The following is a 17,055-nucleotide window of genomic DNA, read 5'->3' on the forward strand; positions in this document are numbered from 1 at the left end:
CAGCCCGATTATGCGCAATCGCGAATTACACTGCGGTTTTAGCGCTCCGTTGCCCGAATTTGCCGCCTACGGAACGAGCTGAAAGTGGTGGTCCGAAGAAGCTACCATCGGGCAGGGGACTTTGCGCGATACAGGAAGCTCCGGCAGAGGCCGACAATGCGTGCAGGCCGTGATCGACAGCGCAAGCTTGGGTATTTTCCCACATCGGTGCGAAGGTTTAAGTCAGCCCGCCATTTTCAACGATAAAGTCAATGATGTCCTTGAGGCCCTTGCCGCGCGACAGATCCGTAAATGCGAACGGCCTCGTTCCTCGCATGTTGGCCGTATCGCACTGCATCACCTCCAGATCAACGTTCACATAGGGGGCCAGATCGCACTTGTTGATGATCAGGAAATCAGATTTCGTAATGCCTGGGCCGCCCTTGCGGGGAATTTCCTCGCCCTGACACACCGAGATGACGTAGAGGGTCAAATCGGCAAGGTCGGGCGAAAAGGTGGCCGCGAGATTGTCGCCCCCCGATTCGATGAAGACTATGTCGAGGTCGGGGAATCTCCGGTTCATCTCGGCGATGGCCTGCAGATTGATGGAGGCATCCTCACGGATCGCCGTGTGCGGACATCCCCCGGTCTCGACGCCCATGATGCGATCTTCCGACAGCGCCTGCTGGCGCGCCAATATGAGGGCATCTTCCTTCGTGTAGATGTCGTTTGTGATGACGGCGATGGAATAATCCTGACGCATCGACAGGCAGAGCTGCCCCGCCAGCATCGTCTTGCCGGAACCGACGGGGCCGCCAATTCCAACGCGAAGGGGACCGTTTCTCGAAGACATGCGCTTTGCCTTTCGTCGTTCGTGAACTGAACCCTTGGCTATGACACCGCGAAGGGGCGAAGATCTGGGGCGCGCTTGACGCGAAGCATCGCACTCATTGCGGATCGTCGTGTTGAGGCGATAAGATGCGTCGTGGTGATGCCCGTCGTCCTGGTGGTGGCGGGCGCAAGCGCAATTCTTGCCGGCGATCGCATGGCTGAGCCCGCCCGCCGCGTTAATCTCTTCACGGATGCTCTTGTCGAGCATGAGGACATCCGCCAGCTGCAGCACGACCGGATTGAGGAGGCCTCAGCGGGCGGCGGCGAAATTGGCTTTCCGTCCCTGTTTTCCGGCGGGCACAGCAAGGTGATTACACCCAACACCAGTTTTCCCTCGAACATCAGCGGGCTAGGGGCCTTGATCTGCGTGGAGACGCCTTGCTTCTTTTACTTGATTGTCAGGCGATGTTCTATCGTGGGAAGCGAGAATGACGAAGTTTGGGACAAAAGCACGAGGATCTGGACGGAAAGCCGATCACATCCTCACGGTCGGATGATAGCCTCTTCAAGGTAACCGCTTGCGAAATCGGTGACGAAAGATGAGCCGTCCGCAGTCTCCGCCCGACTTGCCGTCCAGCCGTGCCGCAACAGGGCACGCGCAGTCTGCGCCGCTGCCAAGCAGCTGGTTTGGAGAACTGGAATTGTGGTTCGCGTCGCGCGGCGAAAAGACCGCACTGATGCGGCAGCGCCATGTCGGTCCTCTTGTCGTCCAACGGCCTTTCCATCCCGAGGCAGACGGCACGTGCCACGTCTACCTGTTGCATCCACCGGGCGGCATCGCCGGCGGTGACAGGCTCGAGACGAAAATTCATCTTGGCCCCGGCACAAGCACTCTTCTGACGACCCCGGGCGCGACGAAGTTCTACCGCAGCACGCACGGCCGTGGTGAACAGTCCATGTCGATCAGCATCGGCGAGGGTGCGGTCTGCGAGCATCTGCCCCAAGAGACGATCCTGTTCGACGGGGCCGACGCCTCTATCGACATCAGGGTCTTCCTTGCCTCGGGAGCAACCTATGTGGGCTGGGATTTCCTGAGCCTGGGGCGGCCAGCGGCTGACGAGGCGTTCAAAAGCGGCCGGATCAGTCAGCGCATCGAGGTCGTTTGTGACGCCGGGCCGATCTGGTTCGAGCGCCTGCATCTGACCGGTGGCTCGCCGCTTTCCCAGGCGTCCTATGCGCTGGCCGACCAGCCGATCCTCGGCACCATGATCTATGTCGGGGACGCCGCGGAAGACTGTGCCGAACGGGTGCGTGGCGCGCTCAAGGAGCGTGCCGCAGACGTGTTTTCGGTCAGTCAGCTGAAGAGGGTGGTCGTATGCCGCTACCTCGGCCAGCGGGTGTCGGAGGCCAAGAGCCTGTTTGCCAGCGCGTGGGACGTTTTGCGGACAGCATGCCTGGGCAAGCCGGCGAACGCACCCCGGATCTGGGCAACGTAGGCATCGTCGAGCGAGGACCAGAAGCAATGGAACTTTCACCGCGCGAGAAGGACAAGCTGATCGTCTTCACAGCAGGATTGCTGGCCGAACGCCGCAGGGATCGAGGTATCAAGCTCAACTATCCGGAGGCGATTGCCTATATTTCCGCCGCCATCCTTGAGGGTGCGCGCGAAGGCAGGACGGTCGCCGAGCTGATGTCTTATGGGGCAACACTTCTGGCCCGAGACGACGTCATGGAAGGCATTCCCGAAATGATCCACGACATCCAGATCGAGGCGACTTTCCCGGACGGCACCAAGCTGGTCACCGTGCATGAACCGATCCGCTAGAACACAAAAATGCTCCAGTTTCGGCATGACCGCATGCTCCCTGCCACCTCGTCGCTGTGCGAGATCGCACCGCCGTCATTCGTTGGTTTTTCATGAAAGGTCCTCCCATGTCCGCCACCGCAAGGATCAAAGAAGCCGCATTGGCCGCTGCCCTTTTCACCGCCTCGGCGCTGCCCGCCTACGCCCATGTCGAAATGGGCGCCACCTCGTCCTTCGAAGCGGGATTTACGCACCCACTCTTGGGGCTTGATCATGTGACGGCAATGATCGCCGTCGGCCTGTGGGCGGCGTTGAAGGGCGGCAAGGCGATCTGGGTGTGGCCTGCGACCTTTGTCGGCGTCATGCTGGCCGGTGGCGCTCTCGGCATGCTGCACGTGCCGGTTCCGCTGGTCGAACCCGGTATCCTGGCCTCGGTCGTGGCACTCGGCATCCTGGTGGCGCTTGCGGTCAACCTTCCGGTGCCTGCCGGCGTTGCTGTCATCGGCCTGTTTGCGCTCCTGCACGGCCATGCCCATGGAAGCGAGGTGCCGGAGAATGCGGCCGGGCTCGAATATATGGCCGGTTTCGCGCTTGCCACCCTCCTGCTCCATGGCATCGGCATCGCCGCCGGGTGCGGCGTCGGGCTGAAGCTGCGCAACGTCGCACAGGCGGCAGGAGCCGCCTGTGCGGCAATCGGCGTCGGCCTCGCCTTCGGCGTCATCTGAGGAGACATGACGATGATCCCGGGTGAATTCTTCATTGAGGACGGCACGGTGAGCCTCAACGCGGGCAGAAAGGTCTGCACGATCGACGTGGCGAATTCCGGCGACCGGCCGATCCAGGTGGGTTCCCACTACCATTTCTATGAAACGAATACGGCGCTTCGGTTCGATCGCGAGAAGGCGAGGGGATGCCGGCTTAATATTCCGGCGGGAACCGCGGTCCGTTTCGAGCCCGGGCAGGTGCGCCCGGTCGAGCTGGTTGCGCTTGCAGGCTGGCGCAAGGTTTACGGCTTCAACGCCATGATCATGGGCAGATTGGGAAACTGAGATGGGCACGATCACGCGAGAGAACTATGCCTCCCTGTACGGCCCGACCAAGGGCGACAGGATCAGGCTCGCCGACACGGAACTCGTCATCGAAGTCGAGACCGACCACACCATTTACGGCGAGGAAGTGACCTTCGGCGGCGGCAAGGTCATCCGCGACGGCATGGGCCAAGGCCAGGCGCTCGCAGACGAGGTCGCCGACCTCGTCATCACCAACGTCGTGATCCTCGACCACTGGGGCATCGTCAAGGCCGATGTCGGGATCAAGGCAGGCCGCATTTCGGGCATCGGAAAGGCCGGCAATCCCGATATTCAGCCGGGTGTCACCATCGTCGTCGGCCCGGGTACTGACGTCATCGCGGGCGAAGGCAAGATTTTGACCGCAGGCGCGGTTGACACCCACATTCATTTTATCGCGCCGCAGCAGGCAGACGAAGCGCTCGCAAGCGGTACGACGACGCTGGTGGGTGGTGGCACGGGTCCTTCGGTCGGAACGCTGGCGACCACTGTGACGCCCGGACCTTGGAACATTCACCGGATGCTCGAAGCCATCGAGGACCTTCCGATCAACGTCGGACTTCTCGGCAAGGGAAATGCAAGCTTGCCAGAACCGCTGCGCGAACAGATCCGCGCCGGCGCCATAGGTTTGAAGCTGCACGAGGATTGGGGAACGACCCCTGCGGCCATCGACACCTGCCTGACGGTTGCCGACGAAGAGGACATCCAGGTCGCCATTCACACCGACACGCTGAACGAAAGCGGCTTCGTCAAGGATTCCTTTGCCGCAATGAAAGGGCGTGCGATCCACTCCTTCCACACGGAGGGTGCCGGCGGCGGCCATGCTCCCGACATCATCACGGCGGTTGGGGAGGAAAACATCCTCCCCTCATCCACGAACCCAACGCGGCCCTACACCATCAACACGATCGACGAGCACCTCGACATGTTGATGGTCTGTCACCACTTGAGCCCGCAGATACCCGAAGATGTGGCCTTTGCCGAATCGCGTATCCGCAAGGAGACGATCGCGGCCGAAGACATCCTGCACGATATCGGTGCGCTTTCGATGATGTCGTCGGATTCGCAGGCCATGGGCCGCATCGGCGAGACCACTGTACGTTGCTGGCAGACGGCCCACAAGATGAAGGAACAGCGCGGGCCGCTTCCTGAGGATAGCCCGCGCAATGACAATTTCCGCGCCAAGCGATACGTCGCCAAATACACGATCAACCCGGCGATCACCCATGGCTTTGCCCACGAGCTTGGCTCGGTCGAGGTCGGCAAGCGGGCCGACCTGGTGTTGTGGAAGCCGGCCAGTTTCGGCGTAAAACCGTCGCTGGTGCTTCTGGGCGGCATGATCGCCACAGCGCCAATGGGCGATCCGAACGCTTCGATTTCCACGCCACAGCCAGTGCATTTCCGCCCGATGTACGGCGTCCTTGGACGCGCGCGCTTTTCGACCGGCGTCACCTTCGTATCGAAAGCAGCGCTCGATGCCGGCATCGGCGACAAACTGAAGCTGAACAAGGCCCTGGTTGCGGTGAAGGGCACGCGGTCTATCCGCAAGAAGGACATGATCCACAATGCGCTGACGCCAAACATCGAAGTGGATCCGCAGAATTACCAGGTGCGTGTGGACGGCCAGATCATCACCTGTGAGCCGGCGACCGTCCTGCCGATGGCGCAGCGTTACTACCTGTTCTGAGAAGCTGCGACCGGGAGGCCACGAAATTTTAATCCAGACGGCGGGACTTTGGCAGCGCGGGGAGAATGTGGTGAACCAGAATTACTTCCAGGACCACCGGGCATTCGGATTTGTCGACTGGTCGCTGCGAGGCATCGGCCAGGTCGTGTTTCAAAACAATCCCGTGAGTGGATTGGTCATCCTGGCGGCTCTGTTTTACAATTCATGGATCTACGGGCTGATCTGCGTCCTCGGCGTTGTCGCAAGCACTGCCACCGCGATCGTGCTCAGGGCCGACAGCGGGTTGATCCGCGATGGCCTGTACGGCTTTAACGGCGCGCTTGTCGGCCTTGCACTCCTCGCCTTCACCAGCGAGAACTTCCGCACCGGCGCGGTGCCTTCGCTTTATCTCACCGTCTACATCGTCTTTGCTGCAGCCATGACGGCGATAGTTTTTGCCGCGCTGGCTAACCTCTTGGGCCCGTACAGGGTGGCGGCGCTCACCATGCCGTTCGTGCTTGTCGGTTGGCTCTTCCTTTTCGCGGTGCTGAAGTTCGACAATATCGACGCCGGTCCGCTTGCCAAGCCGGTCTCTCCGGACCAATACGCAGATGGTGTCGCCTATGTGCTTCCGACCTGGTACATGGGTATCGGCAACGCGATCGGGCAGATCTTCTTCCAGGACAACTGGATCAGTGGCTATCTCATCATCATTGCCATTGCCATTCATTCGCGTATCGCCGCGGCCATGGCCTTGATCGGTGCGGCGCTGGCAGCACTCGTGGCAGCCCTATTCGGCGGGCCGGAGGGCGCAATTCGGGACGGCTTGTTCGGGTACAATGCAGCGCTGACTGCCTTGGCGCTCGGCGGCTTTTTTCTTGTCCTGACCTGGCAGAGCTTTGCCTACGCGCTCTTCGGCGTGGTCGTGACGACCTGGCTTTGGGCCTCGGTTGCAATCTTCCTCGAACCGATCGGCATGCCGGTCCTGACCTCGACCTTCGTCATCGTCACCTGGCTGATGCTGATAGGCGCAGATGCGTTCAAGGCGCTGGCGCCGGTCGCGCCGGCCGAAGCGACGACCCCGGAAGACAATCGGCGACGCTACCTGGAAGCGGACCGTAGCTCGTACCGTTCAGACCGAAAAATAGCGTAGCCTTCAATTGGTAAGGAAGAGGGGATTTGGACAGCATGACCATTGACTGCTCTGCAAGCGACGCATCGAAAATTCATCGCCTTGCGACAGATGCTTCGCGGCAAACGGCGCAGCCCGTCCGGCAGGGCGGCGCCGCGGACGCCGACGATACGATCCCGCTTCATCTGCTGCGGCTTGTCAGTGCGAGCCTGCCTGTCGGCGCGTTCTCCTATTCGCGCGGCCTTGAATGGGCGGTTCACGCCGAATGGGTAAAGGATCATGCGTCGGCACGCGACTGGATCCTTGGCTCCCTCGAGAACAACTTTGCGGCGGTGGATGGCGCATTGTTCTGGCGGATGATCCAGGCGCTCCATGCAGAAGACCGTTCGCGCTTTGCCTATGCAAACGCCTGGCTTGCGGCTTGTCGTGAAAGCAGCGAGATGCAGGCCGAAGACCGACGCATGGGCGAAGCCTTGATCTTTCTCCTCAAAGCACTCGACGTTCCGGCGGCGCAGGCCTATGCGGGCTTCGAGCTGACATATCCGGCAAGCTTCGCGATTGCTGCCCATCACTGGCAGGTGGCGCCATTTGTTGCCCTGAAGGGGCTGATGTGGGCGGTTGTGGAGGCGCAGGTCGCGGCCGCCATCCGCGTGGTCCCGCTCGGTCACGTCGCTGGCCAACGCATATTGATCGATGCTGTTGCCGTCGTCGAACGAAGTGCGGCCTCGGCCATCACGCTCGACGATAGCGAGATCGGCAATCTGTCCGTTGCGCAGGCCATGGCGAGCGCATGGCATGAAACACAATATAGTCGCCTGTTTCGATCCTGAAGGCTGGCGCTGCGGGCTGCACTGGCGCAATCGATCGGACCGCAGGCGATTGAGGTGGATTGCCGGTGACTGTGGAAGGCGAAGCCGAATACTCAGTTTGGATGGAAGGCTGAAGCATGGGATTGTTTGGGATATTGCTCGCGCTCGCCCTTTTGATATGGCTGGCCTATCGTGGGTGGAGCGTGTTGATCGTGGCCCCGGTGGCTGCACTGGTGGCGGCCGCAATCTCCGGCGAACCACTCCTTGCCAGCTGGACGCAGACGTTCATGGGAGGCGCTACGCGCTTCGTCGCACAATGGTTTCCCATGTTCCTGCTCGGTGGCCTGTTCGGCAAGCTGATGGACGACAGCGGTTCGATCATATCGATCGCGCGGTTCTTCACCGAGCGGCTCGGAACGAAGCGCACAATGCTCTCGGTCGTACTGGCCTCGGCCCTGGTCACCTATGGCGGCGTCAGCGTCTTCGTCGCCTTCTTCGTGCTGGTGCCCATGGCGGACGAGATGTTCCGGGCGGCCAACATCCCGCGCCGGCTGATGCCGGCCACCATCGGTCTCGGCGCATTTACCTTCACCATGTCGGTGATGCCGGGAACGCCTTCGGTCAACAACGCCATTCCGATGCCGTATTTCGGCACGACGACCTTCGCCGCACCTGGTTTGGGTATCATCGCGTCGATCATAATCTTCGCTTTGGGCATGTGGTGGCTTTCTCGAGCCGAAGCCGCAGCACGCAAGGCCGGCGAGGGTTACGTCGGCGAAAAAACCGCCTTTGCCCTCGACGACAGGACCCGCGAGCAGGCGGCAATGGCCGGCGATTTCGACCCGGCGGAAATCGATCATGGCAAGCGCAGTGCCAGCTTGCCGCCTTTCTTCGTTGCTTTTTTGCCGCTCGTAGTGGTCATCCTCGTGAATTTCCTGATGGCGCTGGTCGTCCTTCCGCGCCTGGACTTTGGTTTCCTCGCCGAGGAGGCATGGGGCCGGACCACGATCGGAGCAGTGGCCGGCATATGGTCCGTCGTCCTTGCGCTTGCTGCAGCTATTCTGACCGTCATTGTCGCCAATTTCCGACGACTGCCGGCCCTGCGCGAAACCCTTGATGCCGGCGCCAATTCGTCTGCCGTGCCGATCCTGATGATCGCCAGTCTCGTGGGCTTCGGGGCCGTCATTGGCGCACTGCCCGCATTTGCAGCGGTTCGCGACGCCGTGCTGGAAGTCCCCGGAGGGCCACTGGTTTCGATCATCGTTGCCATGAATGTGCTTGCAGGGCTCACCGGCACGGCTTCGGGCGGAATGGCGATCGCGCTTAATGCGCTCGGCGACAACTTCATGACCCTTGCGAGCGAGCACGGGATCAATCCGGAGCTGATGCACCGCCTGACAACGATCAGCGCGGGAACTCTGGACGCCCTCCCTCACAACGGCACCGTGCTGCTTCTGCTGCAGATCAGCAAGCTCACGCATCGCGAAAGCTATGGTGACATGGTGATGACTGTCATCGTCAATGTCATCATCGCGCTCGTCGTGGTCACGGTGCTGGGTTCGATGTTCGGCTCATTTTGACGGGCGTACATTTGGCGCGCCTCGTTTCGGTCAAGATAAGAGCGAGCTGGCAGCATGCTCACCGCACCCGATGATTGCGCATGAAGCGCACCGGCGGTTCCCGCATCATCAGTCGACGGTATCGGGATGTGTCGATGCCTTCAGGTCGGCGAGGCCCCGGTTCGCATCCTTGCTGCCGGTCGCAGCCGCAGCTGTGAATATCCGCTCCGCATCGCCGTACATCTTCATATTCAGGTAGGCATATCCTCGAAGAACCAAGAGATCGATCGGCTCCTGGCGGAGCTGCGCCCGCTGATCGAGATATATCAACGCCTCGCGATAACGTTTCGCATCGAAGGCCGCGAGTGCCCGGTCGGCCAGGATCGCGACCTGCAGTTCTGCGGCCCGCTGTTGTGTCTGCGGCGCCTTTGTGGCGGCGACTGCGGCATTGTTGGACAGACCAGCCCTGAGGTAGGCGAGGCTCTGGCCATAGGCCGCATCTTCGCGCGTCTTGCGGTTTGGAGCCGCCAGCGCTGCCTCGAAGGCCTTCGCGGCTTCCATTGGCCGATTGATGTCCATCAGGCACCAGCCGCGCGACAATGCCGTTTCCGGATCAAGCAATTCGGCATTGACCGTGGTGGTGCAGCCGCGCAGCTGCCGCGCGCCGCGGCGAACGGTTACAGTTTGCATCACAGGCTGGCGCAAGGCCTCGACGCGCGCCGGTGGGCTTTCTCTCTCAGGCGGTTCCGTCGGTGCACGCACGACCGTGGGGGGTGCCGCCTCTGGCGCCAACGTCTGCCCCGCAGCCGGCAGGGGAGGCATCGTGGTCGTCCTGCTGGTGGTCTCCCCTAGTTGCGCGATGCGCTCAGACCGGCCTGCCCACAGGCGCTGGATCTCGGCCACGCCCGCCCGATCGCGCAATTGCTGACGCGTGATCGCCAGCCCGTAAGCGGACGGCTCGTCATCCGGCTTCCAGCGTAACGCGGTTTCGAACCAGCGTGCTGCCGTCTGCGGTTGGTTGAGAGTGCGGGCAAACCAGCCGAATTGCTGTGCCGTCGGCACATATTTCCGCGCAATGACCTCCGTGGCAACACGCGAAAGCACCTCTTCGCTGAGGTTGGCAGGTGGCTGCAGGGCCATCAGGTTTGCGGTCGCGGCAAGATAGGTCGCGGTCGCATCCTTGGAGGCGCCGCGCCACTTGTAGATCACATCCTCCGCCTCCTGAGGCTTCTTGCCGGCGATGAGCGCCAGCGCCAGTCCCTGTGAGGCAAGGGCCGTGTCTTCCTTCTCGCGCGCCGCCCGGAACCATTTTTCGGCATCCGCGTAGTTTTCCCGGCGAAGCTGATACCAGCCAAGCAGCAGGCTGTCGGAGGCAAGCCCCTCGGTTTCAGCAAGCCGTTGGACAATTGAAAGGTAAGTGGGCGCAACAGCAAGATTGGGGTCGTCGTTGCCAGCGGCGACGAAGCGGCGGGCAAGGTCATTGCGGATGCTGTCAAATTCGCGACCGCCATTGCCATCGGCACGCTCGAGGCCAAGGAGATCCTGCATGGTTGCGTAGGACAGCAGTGCGGATGCCTTCTGAATGGTCGCCAACCGCTCCTGTGGATTTGTGCAATTCTTCAGGATGTAGACATAGGCATCCTGGGCGCGAGGCGCGCGGTCTGTCTTTGCGAAGGCTTCGGCGACCCGCCACAGCACGTCGATGTCGCTGCATGTCAGAAGGCTCGGCGTGTTGGCGCCGATCTGGATGACTGTTGCGTACTGCTTCAGGTCGGACGCATTGACGAGGCGCGCTCGGGCCTCGGCAACGTCCAGCCGGTCAAGCAGATCGGGCGGCGGCTGCCATTGCGCCTCGGACGCCTGCCGATCAGCAATCGCCTTTCGCAGTTCCGCATAGCGTCCCTCCGAATACAGCTGCCACATTTGCTCAAGCTGCTTGTCGCCGCCCTGCGGGATGGCAAGAGGATCAGCCGGTGGCACCCAGTTCGGGTAGAGTGCCCGAAGACGCGCGATCTCGGCCTGCAGTCGTGCCGTGTCGCCGCGGCTCGCGAAATAGCGCAACGCACTCTCGTCGACCTTTGGCTGGGCGGGACTTGCTGGTTGAACGTTCGGCTGCTGTTGGCCGGCTTGAGCAACCGTGACCTGGTTTTCGGCTTCCTCGCCGTCCTGAGGCAGCGGCGCAACCAAGGTTGCGGCCTGCAACCGATCCGCGATCGCCTGTACATCGACGTGCGGCTTTGGACTGTCTTCCGGCCCCGTGACACGACCCATGAGCATGAATTGAGGCGCGGGCTCGCTTACCCAATGGAAACCGAGCATATCGCGAAGTGCTGGACGATCCTTCAGAGCGGTCACCAGACCGGCGACCGCCACCGCGACAACAATTGCAACGGATGAGGATCTTACAGACACTCTGGATGCTTCTCCCCGACAAATGCCAACCCAAGAAGATGAAGGGTCGATGGATAGTAGAGCGATGGTTCAAACTGCCGCGACGACTCGGGCAGCTTCGTTCCGTCCGCCACACAGGCCACGACATCGTTAATAATTCGATAACCCGGGTCCGGCAGCAGTGCTTTCGGCTTGCCGGACGAAAGGTCAATCGTCGCCGGGGTGCCGTCCTGCGTCGTCATTCCCTTGCGTAATCTTGCCAGCAATTGCCTGTCCGAAATGCCCGCGCGAACGAGATAAAGCGGGATGCGCAGGCTGTTGTATCCGAAATCCGCATCGAACCCTTCCGCCGGTTCCGGCATGCGATTGAGGCTGACCCAGTCGCCTGGCAGCCTGCGTGGTCCGAACTGCATCACCCGCAACAAAGACAGGCCGTCGTCCGACAGCTTTTGCCAGGCGTTGGATGGTGCGAGCAGCGCCATGATCGGGAACGCTTCGTAGACCCAGTAGGACGGATTGATGACCGGGCCGTCCTTGCGGTCAGTGGAATCAAAACCGCTGACACCAGGCAACAGCAATGTTCGTCCGCCTGAGCTGACCACGACGTGCGAAAGAAGCGCCTGCGCCATCTTCGCGGCTGCCTCGATGTAGTCGCTCTTGCTCCAGGCAGATCCGGCCAGCGCCAATGCGTAGGCGATCAGGAGATCGCCATCGGAGGCGTTGTTGGTATCGGTAACATGCGGCTTGACAGCGGGGTCCCATTTCCAGGCTGCCAGGCCATCGTCGCGCAATAACAGCTCGGTGCGCGTGAAGTACCAGATCTGCTCGAAGTCGGCGGGGCTGTTGGCCAGGTAGGCAAGCAACAGACCATATCCCTGGCCCTCGCTGTGGCTGATATTGCCATTGGCGTCATCGACGATGCGGCCGCTCGCATCCAGGAACTTCGCCTTATAGGCGCTCCAAGCCTGCGGGCTGATCCCCGGACCTTGCGCCTGCGCAGACTGGAGGCAGAAAGCAACCGCAAAGCTTGCCGCGCAGATCAGTTTCAGCAGCCTCGTCATTCGCGCCTACCCAATCTGGAAAGCATGCTTGCCGTGGTCACGCCGATCAGAAGCGACAGGACGACGAGAAGGAAGGCGTAGGACAAAATGTTCGTCGACAGCCAGTTTGCAGCAATCAGCCGGTAGTTCGAGAGGGACCAGGGCTGAGAGCTTACAAAATCAAAGCGACCGACGGGGATGCTTTCGATCTTTCCGGTCTTGCTGGAGTAGGTGGTGATATGGCCAGCGATTTGTGGCCAGTTGACCTGGGTGGTGACGGCCTCGGCACCTTCGCGCAGGTCGCTGGCCGAGGGCGCTGTAACGACGGTCCAGGACGACCCCCCTGCCAGGCTTTTGCCCTGAGCGATCAAGAAGCTGTCGGCATTGCCGGGCGTAAAAACGTCTTGCGACCCGGGCACGAACTGCAGGGAGCTCAGAGAAATGTCGAAGTTGCGGCGAAGCCACTCCTGGAAGGATGTGATCTGTCCGCGCCACACACCGCCGCTCACCTTCGAGCGCCAATCGTCAAAGGTCACGGAGGGTTCAGCCTGGTTGGATTGAGCGGCGACCTGAGGCCGCCAGGAGGCCTGGCTCGTCGTCGCAATATTCAGCTGCGACAGCACCGCTGGCGGCATTTGCGAGATCGATCCTATGAAAATCGCATCGCGCTCGCCGATGGCACCGGGTGTTGCAGCCGGCTCGACGTCGATCGGGCGGCCGGCAACGATCGCCATTTGTCCAAGCAGCGTGGCGGTCGCCGACAGCGTGTCGCTATCAATCCGATCGATAAAAAGTGGTACTGGCTGTGTGGCGCGATTATACGGATAACCGGTGCCCGACAGTCCAGCGAGGTTTGGCCGCTGTCCGATCCGGGCAAAATCGGGAATGTGAACTTCGCTGGTATCGAAGAGTGCAAAACGCGGTGCGGCGCCGGCGGTCGTGCCGGGGACGCAGACTTCGTCCTCCTTCGTCATCAAAATGGCCTCGAGCGACAGCGTGTTCAGGCCCGGCTTGAAATGCCGCATGGTCACCCGAATAGGCAGGTGCCGGAAGATGCCACCACCTGTCGACGAAATCGGGACCGTCGAAGCGATGTTGCCGTTGACATAGATGTCGATGTGGCTGCCGGGCAGGACGCTTTGCGTGAAGGCCGCGTCCAGTAGCACGGTGGCCTCGCCATAGGCATTCGCGTAGAAATCGGACGGAACCGCGATATTGAAACTGGTGCGGAAGCGCCGTCCTGAAAACTCCGTCGTCTTCACGCCCAGTTGCGCAAATGTCAGGTTTGTCTCAGACAGAACGAGCGGCGCATCCGGGGCGCTCCAACGCTGGGTTACCAGTGTATCGCGAATGGCTGTCGCGGGACGATCCGTTGGCGAAACGATGGTATCGATCGCGGAGGCGATTGCAGGCCAGGACGGGCCACTGATCAAAAGAACGGGTGCCCCCGATTTCGGGTCTGTCACGAAGGAGGCGAAGGGCGCCGCTTGTGCGGCCGGCGGCAGGGCAATGACGGACTGAAGTTCGGCCGGCGTCCCAACCACGACGGTCATGCGACCGGCACCGGTTGGCGGCAAGGTGTCGGTGATGAATGAAAAACTTTCGTTCGGCATGCCGCTCAAAACCGCAAGGCCCTGGGCAAGCCGCAAAAGAGGCTTCGTGGTGCCTGGCTGCTCAAGGGCCGGTACGACGAAATTGATCTGCGTCCTGCCGGTTTCGTCCACGCCGATCGCGCGGATCGCGTCTGTACTGGAGAACCGCGCCGCCTCTTGCCCGCCAAAGGTCAGGTAGGTTTTTGCCGGGTCGATGTCGGTCCACAGCTCATAGGTCGATTGAATGGTGCAGTCGGTTCGGTGGCGTTGCGTGGCTTCGAATGTCAGAAGATTTGCGCCAGGCTGCAACAGGCCCGGAGGCACGTCGAATGTGACGTTCGATGGCGCATCCGATGAGGCAATCGACTGTTGACCGACGATCCGATTGTTCAAAAGAACCGTCAGCTGTGATGCCTCCGGAGCAACGACCACTGCATTTTGGTAGGAGAAGTTGAATTTCGCCGGCGCGCCAGCTTGCTCCGGCGTGAGATAAATCGACCATGACCTGCGATCATATTCGCCATCCAGACCGAACTTGGCGAAGGGAAGAACATATCTCTGGAATCCGCCGGCCGCCATCTGCCGAAGCGATGGCCTGGCGGGTGGTACTGCCACCGGCAACGGATTTGCCGGTGCCGGCGCCTTCTTGCGCACAGGTTCTGTTTGCGCTGGCGCCAAAGGCACTTCGGCCGGCGCTGACGGCGAGGCCGGTGCCATGGAAAAGGGAGGGGGTGGCGTTGGCGCCTTGTCGGCCGGTGGAGGCGACGCCGCTGTCGGCACGGAGGTTTGCGGGATTGTTGCCGGGGCGGGCGTTGCCGGCAATATCAGTCTCGGCACCATGGGCGCGCTACCCTGCTCACGCTCGCCCGACATGTCGAAAGGCGCTGTTTGCGCATAGGCGACCGCGCAAGCAGCGAGCAGAAACGCCGAGATCGATATGATCGTCTTCATCAGTTGCCTGCCTTCACGACCTGGTGCTGGCGCTCGCGTTCGGGTCGCATGCTGCGGAAAAGATACACGAGCCCGCGGCTTGTCTGATAGAGCGCGAGGCCAAGGAACCAGATCGTGCCGCGAACAAGACCGGGATTGTGACGGCGCGCTTGCTGGAATTGCGTCCACTGATCGGAGTTTGCAAACATCAGGTCGGCAATCAGGCGATGGTCGAGGGCATTCTTCGGCACATATTGGCAGCCGACGGCAAGTATCTCACCGGAAGGCTGGACGTTGCGGACGATCAGCGGCAGCGTTTCGATGCTTGCGCCGCTGTGAGGCTGGAAGCGTATCTCTGCATCGGTGCCGATCACCATCGCATCCAAATGCTTGTTGAACACATGCAGCCTTGCGCCGTGGACCGACACATCCTCGATGGAGGCGGTGTACCACTTGCCATTAACGCCGAATTCGCAGCGGCGGTTTACACGGACACGGCGGGACGCGGCCCGCTCGCCACGTTCGGATACGACACCGAGGGCGCAGCCGGCCATGATCAGGTTGACGACGTTCCAGCCGCCGACGACCAAGGTCACATCGGCCTTATAGGGCTCTGCGTAGATGCGATAAATGGTCACCGCCAGAGCAATGAGCTGGACTGCAAAGATGACGAAGAATGGCCGGCTGATCTCCGAAAGGCGGCTGAGCGTGATCGACTCGTCCTTTGCTGTCACCTTGAATGTTGGCTTGCGTGGATTGAGCATGACCGAAACCACTGCAGGCAGCAGGTGAACTGTCTGAACATATTCGTAAAGTTCCGAAATCCACGGCCAGCGGAACGATCCGTAGAGATAGTTCTGCATCATCAGGTTCACGAGCATATAGGCCAGCGTATAGGCAAGAAATTCGCCACCCGATGCGGTGAAGATTTCAAGATCGAAGAAGAGATAGAAAAGCGGCGCAAACAGGAAGATGGTGCGCGGGAAGGGGAAGAGCCAGAAGAGTGTCGACGACATGTAGCAAAGGCGTTGCGGCAGCGTCAGGCCACGCTTAAGCAAGGGGAAGCGGAAGCGCAATATCTGCATCATTCCCTGCGCCCAGCGGCTGCGCTGGCCGATGAAGCTCGCAAAGGTCGCCGGCTGCAGCCCGGCGATCAGCGGCTTGTCGACGTAGATACTGTTCCATCCGTCACCGTGAAGGGCAAGGGCGGTTTCGCAGTCCTCGGTGATGCTGATGCCGCTGAAGCCGCCCTGGGATTCCAGCGCCCTGCGGCTGAGGACAGCGGCTGAACCGCAAAAGAAGGCTGCGTTCCATTTGTCAAGACCGCGCTGGATGATGCCGTAAAACATCTCGTTTTCGCTCGGCATCCTCTCGAAGGTCTTGAGATTGCGTTCCAGCGGATCCGGGTTGATGAAGAAATGCGGTGTCTGAACAAGGAACAGCTTTGGATCGTCGTCGAAGTAGCCGACGGTTTCGAGCAGGAAGTCGCGCGCAGGCGCATGGTCGGCGTCGAATACGGCAATCAGCTCGCCGCTCGAATATTTCATGCCGTTGTTGAGATTACCGGCTTTGGCGTGCTCGTTGCGGTCGCGCGTGAGGTAGCGCACATCAAGGTCCTCGCAAAGCTTCTTCAATTCGTCGTGGCGTGCGACTGCCGCCTGGGCTTCGAGAAGCTTGTTGGAATTGCGCTTCTGCAAGGTGCCGCCATCGTCAAGCAGCCAGACATGCAGCCTCTCGGCCGGATAATCCATGGCCTTTGCTGCAGCCAGCGTGTTGGCGAGGAGGTGCGCGTCCTCATTGTAGGAGGGAACGAACACGTCGACGTGGGGGAAGCGCTCTTCCCTGCTTGCGCGCGAAGGGCGCGGAGGCAAGGGTGTGGCGACGATGAACAGGCTGAGTGCCAGCATTGCGACACTGTACATTTCCGCGAGATAGAGAAGCAGGCCGGGGATGAAATTCTCCGGTTGATTGATTGGCGGCAGCGTGTTCGTCGTGCGCCAGTAGACGTAGCGAAGGACGATGGACGTGCCGAAGGCAAGCGCTATCAGCCGCCAGGTGCCTTCCGCCTTCAGCCCTTTGATGATCGCCATGATGGCGACGACGACGATGCTCGCAATCAGCTGCGTCTGCAGGTTCACTGGCAGCGTGATCAGAACGATCACGCACAGAGAAACGATGGCCCAGGTTATGGTGCTTCGGGCTTTATGCATCAATATCCCTTTGACAAGTCAGGCTGGGTGCTTGGGAACACGTCA

General features: G+C 61.0%; 14 protein-coding genes. 9 read left to right on the forward strand and 5 right to left on the reverse strand.

The window, feature by feature from the left end; all coding sequences use genetic code 11:
* Window positions 1–217: 217 nt before the first annotated feature.
* On the reverse strand, window positions 218–832 hold the full coding sequence (gene ureG / locus ATY79_RS09380) for an urease accessory protein UreG (RefSeq protein ID WP_088703638.1): 615 nt from the start codon (window positions 830–832) through the stop codon (window positions 218–220).
* Between the two features lie 132 nt (window positions 833–964).
* Between ureG and ATY79_RS09385 the strand changes: the two genes are divergently transcribed.
* The 9 genes from ATY79_RS09385 (at window position 965) to ATY79_RS09425 (ending at window position 8,868) form a co-directional block, all read left to right on the forward strand.
* On the forward strand, window positions 965–1,384 hold the full coding sequence (locus tag ATY79_RS09385; protein WP_141105714.1) for a hypothetical protein: 420 nt from the start codon (window positions 965–967) through the stop codon (window positions 1,382–1,384).
* A gap of 25 nt (window positions 1,385–1,409) precedes the next feature.
* Complete coding sequence (locus ATY79_RS09390; RefSeq protein ID WP_088703640.1) at window positions 1,410–2,306, forward strand: urease accessory protein UreD; 897 nt, start codon at window positions 1,410–1,412, stop codon at window positions 2,304–2,306.
* Between the two features lie 26 nt (window positions 2,307–2,332).
* Complete coding sequence (gene ureA, locus ATY79_RS09395) at window positions 2,333–2,635, forward strand: urease subunit gamma (RefSeq protein WP_088703641.1); 303 nt, start codon at window positions 2,333–2,335, stop codon at window positions 2,633–2,635.
* Window positions 2,636–2,742: 107 nt separating this feature from the next.
* Entirely contained in the window at window positions 2,743–3,339 is a 597-nt protein-coding gene (locus ATY79_RS09400; RefSeq protein ID WP_088703642.1) for a HupE/UreJ family protein, read from the forward strand.
* 12 nt (window positions 3,340–3,351) lie between these two features.
* The gene (locus ATY79_RS09405) at window positions 3,352–3,663 is read left to right on the forward strand and encodes an urease subunit beta (RefSeq protein WP_088703724.1); all 312 of its coding nucleotides are present in this window, start codon (window positions 3,352–3,354) and stop codon (window positions 3,661–3,663) included.
* A 1-nt stretch (window position 3,664) separates the two neighbouring features.
* Window positions 3,665–5,368, forward strand: coding sequence for an urease subunit alpha (ureC, locus tag ATY79_RS09410; protein WP_088703643.1), 1,704 nt, complete (start codon window positions 3,665–3,667; stop codon window positions 5,366–5,368).
* A gap of 70 nt (window positions 5,369–5,438) precedes the next feature.
* Entirely contained in the window at window positions 5,439–6,500 is a 1,062-nt protein-coding gene (locus ATY79_RS09415) for an urea transporter (protein WP_088703644.1), read from the forward strand.
* Between the two features lie 35 nt (window positions 6,501–6,535).
* A complete protein-coding gene (locus ATY79_RS09420) occupies window positions 6,536–7,309 on the forward strand; it encodes an urease accessory UreF family protein (protein WP_088703725.1) in 774 nt (257 codons plus the stop codon).
* A 116-nt stretch (window positions 7,310–7,425) separates the two neighbouring features.
* Window positions 7,426–8,868, forward strand: coding sequence for a GntP family permease (locus ATY79_RS09425; RefSeq protein ID WP_088703645.1), 1,443 nt, complete (start codon window positions 7,426–7,428; stop codon window positions 8,866–8,868).
* Window positions 8,869–8,976: 108 nt separating this feature from the next.
* Here ATY79_RS09425 and ATY79_RS09430 read toward each other — a convergent pair whose 3' ends face one another.
* The 4 genes from ATY79_RS09430 to bcsA are packed head-to-tail and all read right to left on the reverse strand — an operon-like array spanning window position 8,977 to window position 17,010.
* The gene (locus ATY79_RS09430) at window positions 8,977–11,259 is read right to left on the reverse strand and encodes a cellulose synthase (RefSeq protein WP_088703646.1); all 2,283 of its coding nucleotides are present in this window, start codon (window positions 11,257–11,259) and stop codon (window positions 8,977–8,979) included.
* Complete coding sequence (locus tag ATY79_RS09435) at window positions 11,250–12,299, reverse strand: glycosyl hydrolase family 8 (RefSeq protein ID WP_088703647.1); 1,050 nt, start codon at window positions 12,297–12,299, stop codon at window positions 11,250–11,252. Before ATY79_RS09435 ends, ATY79_RS09430 begins: the two co-directional genes overlap by 10 nt.
* Complete coding sequence (locus ATY79_RS09440) at window positions 12,296–14,821, reverse strand: cellulose biosynthesis cyclic di-GMP-binding regulatory protein BcsB (RefSeq protein ID WP_088703648.1); 2,526 nt, start codon at window positions 14,819–14,821, stop codon at window positions 12,296–12,298. Before ATY79_RS09440 ends, ATY79_RS09435 begins: the two co-directional genes overlap by 4 nt.
* The gene (bcsA, locus tag ATY79_RS09445) at window positions 14,821–17,010 is read right to left on the reverse strand and encodes a UDP-forming cellulose synthase catalytic subunit (RefSeq protein ID WP_088703649.1); all 2,190 of its coding nucleotides are present in this window, start codon (window positions 17,008–17,010) and stop codon (window positions 14,821–14,823) included. Before bcsA ends, ATY79_RS09440 begins: the two co-directional genes overlap by 1 nt.
* Window positions 17,011–17,055: the final 45 nt, after the last annotated feature.

The organism is Rhizobium sp. R693 (assembly GCF_002211315.1).
Lineage (GTDB): Bacteria > Pseudomonadota > Alphaproteobacteria > Rhizobiales > Rhizobiaceae > Rhizobium.